The sequence below is a fragment of the Yoonia sp. genome (genome assembly GCF_046292185.1).
In the GTDB taxonomy this organism is placed as follows: domain Bacteria; phylum Pseudomonadota; class Alphaproteobacteria; order Rhodobacterales; family Rhodobacteraceae; genus Yoonia.
On sequence record NZ_JBKBQY010000035.1, the window covers coordinates 23,062 to 31,390 of the forward strand.

The window sequence follows — 8,329 nt, forward strand, 5'->3', positions numbered from 1 at the left end:
AATTGAAACCAAATCGCGGCAATCGCGGAAGAAGGACATCTGCCCATGTCAGTCACTGACCGTTCTCAGCGGGAAAGCCTTGCGTCACTCGCTGCGCATCGCATGGCAATCGAAGCGGTCAGTCCAGAGGTCGATGCCGGTCGCTTCGCCGCCAAAGCCGTGGTCGGTTGGCCGTTCGAGGTGACCGCGGACCTGTTCGGCGACGGGCACGAGGTATTTGGCGCGGCGGTTCTTTACCGGCCGGCACAGGCGTCAGACTGGACCGAAGTCCTGATGCAGCCCCTGACCAATGACCGCTGGCGCGCAGAGCTGACCGTCGATGAAATTGGACCCTATGTTTACACAATCCTCGCCTGGCGGGATGTCTGGGGAAGTTGGCGTCGCGACACCGCGAAGAAGATCGCCGCAGGGCAGGACGTCTCTGTCGAGGTCGAGGAAGGCCGGTTGATCGTCGCCGCGGCCATTGCTTCTGATGCCGATACAAAACCGCTTCAGGATCTGCGAAGAGCCTTGAAGAGCGGAGGTGCGAGTGACGTTCTGATGCGGGAAGAAACCGACGCGCTGATGTCGCGTGTCGGGCCGCGCGCGAACAAGACGCTCTATCCGCATGACCTGCCGCTGTGGGTGGATCGCGAACGTGCCGCATTCAGCGCTTGGTATGAACTCTTTCCCCGGTCCACCGGGTCCGAAGGCCAGCACGGCACCTTTCGCACCGTGATAGACAGACTCCCTTACGTGCGCGATCTGGGGTTCGATGTTTTGTATTTCCCACCAATCCATCCGATTGGCACTACAAACCGCAAGGGTAGGAACAACACGTTGCGGGCGGACCCGGAGGATATCGGGTCCCCATATGCAATCGGGTCACCCGATGGGGGTAACAGCGACGTCCACCCGGACCTTGGAACACTTGACGATTTCGACGCGCTTGTTGCTGCCGCAGCCGAGCATGACTTGGAAATCGCACTGGATATCGCGCTGAATGCCTCCCCCGATCACCCTTGGATCACCGAGCACCCCGACTGGTTCGAACGCCGCCCCGATGGCACCATCAAATATGCCGAAAACCCGCCAAAAAAATACGAGGATATCGTCAATTTCAGATATTATCTGGATGACGGCAAACCCAATGCCCCGTTCTGGGAAGCGATCAGGGACATGTTCGTATTCTGGGCCGGCCGTGGCGTGCTTTGCTTTCGCGTCGACAATCCCCACACCAAACCTTTTCCGTTCTGGGAATGGATCATCGCAGAAGTGCGGTCGCTTTTTCCTGGGGCGATCTTTCTGTCCGAGGCGTTCACCCGCCCCAAGGTGATGAAGCGGCTGGCGAAGGTCGGATTCAACCAATCCTACAGCTATTACACATGGCGCAACACCAAGGCCGAACTGACCGAATATCTGACCGAGCTGACGCAGGAGGAATGCCGCCATTACATGCGGCCGAATTTCTTTGTGAACACACCGGATATCAACCCCGTCTTTCTGCAGACATCCGGCCGTCCGGGGTTTCGCACGCGGGCGATCTTGGCGGCGAGCCTGTCAGGAAGCTGGGGTCTCTATTCCGGGTTCGAGCTTTGTGAGGCCGCGTCGCTGCCCGGTCGCGAAGAATATCTTGATAGCGAGAAATACCAGCTACGGCACCGCGATTTCGACGCGCCGGGCAACATCAAGGACGATATCCGCCTGATCAACCGGCACCGGCGCGAACAGCCAGCTTTGCGCGATTTCACCAACCTCGCCTTCGAGGTCGCCCATGATGAAAGGGTGTTGGCCTATTCGCGGCATGATCCGGCCACCGGCAATTTCATCCTGTTCCACGTGCTGATCGACCCGCATGTCGGTGCTGAATTCAGCTTCGAGGTGCCGCTTTGGAAATTCGGCCTTGTGGATGAAGCCTCGGTCGAGGTGCAGGACCTGATCCACGGCAATTACTTCACCTGGCACGGAAAGCATCACCACCTCGCGCTTGATCCCATCAACCGTCCTTATGCAATTTGGCGTCTGATCGCGCCGGGGAGTGCCCGCACATGAACATCCAGACCGACCTGAACAGCCAGCAGACCGAAACCCGTCCCGACTGGTATAAAGATGCGATCATCTACCAGATCCACGTCAAGGCATTCCAGGATAGCAACGGCGACGGGATCGGTGACTTCAAGGGCCTGATGCGGCGGCTTGATTACGTGCAGGAACTGGGTGCGAATACGATCTGGCTGCTGCCCTTCTACCCCTCGCCGCTGCGCGATGACGGCTATGACATTGCCGAGTTCAAGGCGGTGAACCCGCAATACGGCGATATGGAAGATTTCCAGATCTTCGTGGACGAGGCGCACCGTCGCGGGTTGAAGGTGATCACCGAACTGGTGATCAACCACACCTCTGATCAGCATGACTGGTTCCAGCGGGCACGCCGCGCGCCTAAAGACAGCCCGGAGCGTGATTTCTATGTCTGGACCGACGATCCGACGCAGTGGATGGACAATACCCGCGTGATTTTTAACGACACGCATGACAGCAACTGGTCCTGGGACCCGGTGGCCGGGCAATTCTACTGGCACCGGTTTTTCGACCATCAGCCGGACTTGAATTTCGACAATCCCGCCGTGCTGGAAGCCGTGCTGGATGTGATGCATTTCTGGCTGGACAAGGGGGTGGACGGGCTGCGGCTGGATGCGATCCCCTATCTGGTCGAACGTGACGGTACCAACAACGAAAACCTGCCCGAGACCCACGCGATCCTCAAGGCGATCCGTGCCGATCTCGACCAGCACTACGAAAACCGAATGCTGTTGGCAGAAGCGAACCAATGGCCCGAAGACACGCGGCCCTATTTCGGCGATGGCGACGAATGTCATGTCGGGTTCCATTTCCCGCTGATGCCACGCATGTATATGGCCGTGGCACAGGAAGACCGGCACGCGATCACCGATATCATCCGCCAGACGCCTGACATCCCCCCCAATTGCCAATGGGCGATTTTCCTGCGCAACCATGACGAATTGACGCTGGAAATGGTTACCGATCGGGAACGCGATTACCTATGGGAAACCTATGCCGCCGACAAACGTGCGCGGATCAATATGGGTATCCGCCGCAGACTGGCCCCGTTGATGCAGAACGACCGGCGCAAGATCGAATTGATGAATTCTATGTTGATGACCATGCCGGGCGCACCGGTCTTTTATTACGGCGACGAGATCGGGATGGGGGATAACTACTATCTTGGCGACAGGGATGGTGTACGCACCCCGATGCAATGGTCCGCTGACCGAAATGCTGGCTTTTCGCGCGCCGCACCGCAGCAGCTTTATCTGCCGACAATCCAAGACGAAACCTATGGCTATGCGGGCATCAATGTCGAGGCGCAACAGGCGTCACCCTCGTCGCTGCTGAACTGGATCAAGCGGATGATGGCGGTGCGGTTGCGGTTTTCTGTCTTCGGGCGGGGCGAGATTGATCTGCTCTACCCGCGCAACCGCAAGATCCTCGCCTATATCAGGCGTGACGAAGACGCGGCCGAAGGTGGCACTGCGATCCTGTGCATCGCCAACCTGTCGCGGTCCGCGCAGGCCGCCGAACTGGACCTGTCCGCTTATGAAGGGCGGGTCCCGATTGAGCTTTCCGGGCAATCGGCCTTTCCTCCGATTGGCGAATTACCCTATCTTCTCACACTTCCGGCCTACGGATTTTATTGGTTCGAACTCGCGGATGGTGCCAATGCCCCTTCGTGGCACGCGCCCATGTCAGAAACATTGCCAGATTTCCTGACACTGACCACCCGCGATGAAAAGCTGTCAACCGCACTGAACGGCCGCGAAGGGCCGGATTTCACCCGCGAAACCTTGCCGCAATATTTAGCCCTGCAGCGCTGGTTCGCGGGCAAGGGGGGAAAGGCGGGCAAGGTCGCTCTGCGCCAGCTTGGCGAATTGTCCCAAGGGCGGCATATGCTGTCCATTGTCGACATCGAAATCGGACCAGATACACAATCCTACTTCATGCCCCTGTCAGCGGTCTGGAGCGATGATGCCCTGACACGTGGACCACGCTTGGCGCATACCTTGGCAAAGCTTCGCCGGGCCAATCAGGTCGGCACGATAATGGATGGTGCATATGAGGAAATGCTTAGTTTTGCCCTGATAGATGCCATGCGCGCGGGCTTTATCATAAAAAGCGGCGAGGCAGAGGTCCGCTTCAGCGGTAGCAATGAACTCGCCATGATCAATGAAGATACAGAGGTGCATCTGCTTGCTGGCGAACAATCCAATGCCTCTATTGCCTTCGGCGACCGGATCATCCTCAAGCTTTATCGCCGCCTTCACAGCGGCCTGCAGCCCGATATAGAGATTGCGCGCTTTCTGACCGATGAAACCGATTTCAGGAACGCACCCGCGCTGCGTGGCACAATCGACCTGATCGCAGCGGATGGCGCCGTCACAACACTGGCCGCCGCACTAGATTTTGTGCGCAATCAGGGTGATGCGTGGTCCTATATCACCGCAGCGCTCGACCGCGAGATGCAGGAACGCGAATTGCGCCCCGAGGCGGACCGCGAAGATGCCGTGATGGGCGGCACGCTCGATCTTGGGCCGGTGCTGGGCAAAAGGACGGCGGAACTGCATCGGGCGCTTGGCAGCGGGAAGGACGCGTTTTCGGCGGAACCTATGACAGCATCCGACCTTGGCGCTGTCATTGATGAGACCGCAGCAGAGATTGATGCGCTGATGACGCATTTGAGCGAAGCAACCTATGAACCCGGCACACAGGCTTTTGCAGATGAACTTGTGGCGCGGCGCGCGGAGTTTTCCGAACGGTTCGCCGCACTGCGCAGGATGGACCCGTCCGGCGCAATGATCAGGATACACGGCGATTACCACCTGGGTCAGGTTCTGGTGGCCGAGAACGACGTTTATATCATCGACTTCGAGGGCGAGCCGACGCGGGCGCTCGATCAGCGCCGCGTCAAATCCTCGCCTCTGCGTGATGTCGCCGGGATGCTGCGGTCCTTTGACTATGCCGTCTGGGATGTCGTGCGACGGCGGGTAGATGCCGGATCCGACAGGACCCGTGTCCTACGCGAGGCGCTGCATTGGCGCGATGCCACCACGGCGGGTTTCCTTGCCAGCTATCGGGACGCGATGGGCGACAGTCCGATCCATCCATCGCAAACCGCGTTCGAGGGTGCCTTACTCGATCTCTTTCTCATCCGCAAAGCGGCTTATGAGGTGGAATATGAACGCGCGATGCGCCCCGCCTGGATAGAAACACCGTTGCACGGCCTTGTGGATATATTGAACAAGGAGGCAGGAGCATGACGATGGATTTCTCCGGTGATCAGATTGAGGCGATCCTGCGTGGGCGGCACGGCGACCCGTTCAGCATCCTCGGCATGTTCGTGGATGCGCAAGAAGGGGTCATCGTCAACGTCTTCGCGCCGGACGCTGCCGAAGTCATCGTGACCGATCCGCAAGGCCATGACATCACACCTTTGGAGCGTATCCACGCAGAGGGATTCTTCTCTGGTCGGGTCCCCGGCAGGACCGAGAGGTTCGATTATCGACTACGGCTGCGCGCGGGTGATCATGAATGGCTGCGCGACGATCCTTACCGTTTCGGCCCCGTTCTGGGGGAAATGGACGAATATCTTCTGGCAGAGGGTCTGCACGAAGAGCTTTATGCAAAGCTGGGCGCGCACCCGATGATACTGGCCGGGAACGATGGCACCGGTTTCGCCGTCTGGGCACCGAATGCACGCCGCGTCAGCGTCGTGGGCGGTTTCAACAGCTGGGATGGCCGACGCAATCCGATGCGGCGGCGCGGCGCATCCGGTGTCTGGGAATTGTTCATCCCGGATATCGGGAGAGGCGATATCTATAAATACGAAATCCTCGGCGTGCATGGCCAACTTCTGCCCCAAAAGGCCGATCCTGTCGGGACGCGGGCAGAGCCGTCGCCGGGGACAGCCTCGGTGGTTGAGGGCCGCACAAGGCACATATGGCGCGATGGTGGATGGATGAAGGGCCGCCCAGCCGATCTGCGCGGCAAGCCGGTGTCGATCTATGAAGTCCACCCCGGGAGTTGGCGGCGCGGCAGCGACGGCGCATTCCTTGACTATGAGGAGATGGGCGCGCTTTTGGTTGAATATCTGACCGAGATGAATTTCACCCATGTCGAATTTCTGCCACTGACGGAGCACCCTTTCAGCGGCTCTTGGGGCTATCAACCCATCGGCATGTTCGCCCCGACCGCGCGCTTCGGTACGCCAGACCAATTCGCGCAGATGGTGGACAGGCTGCACGGTGTCGGCATCGGCGTGATCATCGACTGGGTGCCTGCGCATTTTCCATCCGACGCGCATGGGCTAGCGCAGTTCGACGGCACCGCGCTGTACGAACACGCGGACCCGAGGCAGGGGTTTCACAGGGACTGGAACACGCTGATCTACAATTTTGGCCGGCGCGAGGTAGCGAACTTTCTGCGCGCCTCGGCGGTCTATTGGCTGAAGGACCTGCATGTCGATGCCCTGCGTGTCGATGCTGTAGCGTCGATGCTTTACCTTGATTATTCGCGCGAGGCGGGGGAATGGATTCCCAATGCCGCAGGTGGGCGCGAAAACCTGGAGGCTATCGATTTTCTCAAACGCACCAATGAACTGGTGAAACAGGAAACACCGGGGGCTGCGATGATCGCTGAGGAAAGCACCGCCTTTCCCGGCGTCAGTCGCCCGGTGGACGAAGGCGGTCTTGGCTTTGACTTCAAATGGAACATGGGCTGGATGCATGACTCGCTGAAATACATGGCAGAAGACCCGATTAACCGCAAATACCACCACGAAAAGATGACCTTCGGACTGATCTACGCCTTTTCAGAGAATTTCGTGTTGCCCATCAGCCATGATGAGGTGGTGCATGGAAAAGGCTCCATGTTAGGCAAGATGCCGGGTGATCGGTGGCAGAAATTCGCGAACCTGCGGGCTTATTACGGCTGGATGTGGGGCCATCCCGGCAAAAAGCTGCTATTCATGGGCAGTGAGTTTGGGCAGGAACGCGAATGGAACCATGATCAGTCGCTTGACTGGCACCTGTTGGACGATCCCGCGCATGAGGGAGTGCGCCGGCTCGTCGCCGATCTGAACGCACTTTACCGCAATCACGGCGCGCTGCATGAACGTGACTGTGATCCTGCGGGGTTCCAATGGATTGACGGCGGCAATGCACAGGACAACGTCTTCAGCTTCATACGTCACGGCCATGACGGCACAGATCCCATTGTTGTCGTCTGCAACATGGCGCCCGTGGTGCGCGAGAGTTTCCGCATCGGGATGCCCTATTCCGGCCGCTGGCGCGAGGTGCTCAACACCGATGCGGCGGATTATGGCGGCAGCAATGTCGGTAACGGCGGCAGCGTCGTCGCGACGGATGAAGGCGCACATGGTCAGCCCGCAAGCGCAATTATGACGATCCCGCCCCTTGCCACTATGTTCTTGATAAGAGATGAGACCGGTTGACGCGGTCGCGCCTTTTATTGCGATTAGCGGGACGCGCGCGATATCCTGCGTTGTCCATAAAGGATCACTTCGCGCATCGCCTGTTCTGCACCTTCCGCGTCACGTCGTGCGATGGCGTCGACAATGCGCAGATGCGTGGCAGAGACATCTTGCTGAATGACCGGCTCTGACGCGGGCGAACTAAGGCGGAAGATCGTCAGTAGCGCGGCCTCGATCAAGGTACCGACAGAATGCATGAACAGGTTGCCCGACGCTTTGGTGATCGCACGATGCAGCGCAAGATCGGCCATTGCGAAGGCCTTGTCATTGCCCGCACTGCGCATGTCCTCGGCATGCGAATAAAGCAGTGAGATGTCATTAGCGGTGGCACGTGTCGCAGCCATACCTGCGGCGGCGGGTTCCATGGTCAGGCGCATTTCAAAAAGCTGATCGAGAAAGCCCATCTCAGGGTGTTCATTCAGATGCCAGACCAGCACGTCTGCATCGAACAGGTTCCACTGCAAACGGTCGCAGACCCGTGTCCCGACCCGTGTGCGTGCAACGATCATCCCCTTGGCCGAAAGTGTTTTCATTGCCTCGCGCAGCACAGTGCGCGACACCCCGAACCGGGCTGCCAGTTCTTCGTCACGCGGCAGGATCGACCCTTGCGGGTATTTTCCGCTCACTATCGCGCTGCCGATCCCGTCGACCACCTGCCCATGGCTATTGCGCACGAGTGTTTCGTTCAGGGCGTCGCGCAGCAGATCGGACATGGCTTATCCTTGATTATTTGTAAATACGTAGGCGCAGCAGTGCTTTTTGCAGCAGGATAAACATCAGCAGCAG

Annotated in this window: 4 protein-coding genes; 3 read left to right on the top strand and 1 reads right to left on the bottom strand. The window is 58.8% G+C overall.

Annotated elements, in window-relative coordinates:
• Positions 1–45 precede the first annotated feature (45 nt).
• From ACK4TM_RS08455 to glgB, 3 genes are read left to right on the top strand one after another with little or no spacing between them, the layout of a single operon-like run.
• Positions 46–2,031: an alpha-1,4-glucan--maltose-1-phosphate maltosyltransferase gene (locus tag ACK4TM_RS08455; protein ID WP_409699646.1), complete on the top strand. Its 1,986-nt coding sequence runs from the start codon at positions 46–48 to the stop codon at positions 2,029–2,031.
• Positions 2,028–5,312: a maltose alpha-D-glucosyltransferase gene (treS, locus tag ACK4TM_RS08460; protein ID WP_409699649.1), complete on the top strand. Its 3,285-nt coding sequence runs from the start codon at positions 2,028–2,030 to the stop codon at positions 5,310–5,312. Before ACK4TM_RS08455 ends, treS begins: the two co-directional genes overlap by 4 nt.
• 2 nt (positions 5,313–5,314) lie before the next feature.
• Positions 5,315–7,504, top strand: a complete 2,190-nt coding sequence (glgB, locus tag ACK4TM_RS08465; protein WP_409699655.1) for a 1,4-alpha-glucan branching protein GlgB — start codon at positions 5,315–5,317, stop codon at positions 7,502–7,504.
• Between the two features lie 23 nt (positions 7,505–7,527).
• Here the strand turns inward: glgB and ACK4TM_RS08470 are convergent, their stop codons facing one another.
• Positions 7,528–8,256, bottom strand: coding sequence for a FadR/GntR family transcriptional regulator (locus ACK4TM_RS08470; RefSeq protein WP_409699652.1), 729 nt, complete (start codon positions 8,254–8,256; stop codon positions 7,528–7,530).
• Positions 8,257–8,329 lie beyond the last annotated feature (73 nt).

Excerpts from the sequence above, each read along its gene's own strand:
- glgB (WP_409699655.1), top strand. The coding sequence starts at position 5,315 with ATGGATTTCTCCGGTGATCAGATTGAGGCGATCCTGCGTGGGCGGCAC.
- ACK4TM_RS08470 (WP_409699652.1), bottom strand. The coding sequence starts at position 8,256 with ATGTCCGATCTGCTGCGCGACGCCCTGAACGAAACACTCGTGCGCAAT.
- ACK4TM_RS08455 (WP_409699646.1), top strand. The coding sequence starts at position 46 with ATGTCAGTCACTGACCGTTCTCAGCGGGAAAGCCTTGCGTCACTCGCT.
- treS (WP_409699649.1), top strand. The coding sequence starts at position 2,028 with ATGAACATCCAGACCGACCTGAACAGCCAGCAGACCGAAACCCGTCCC.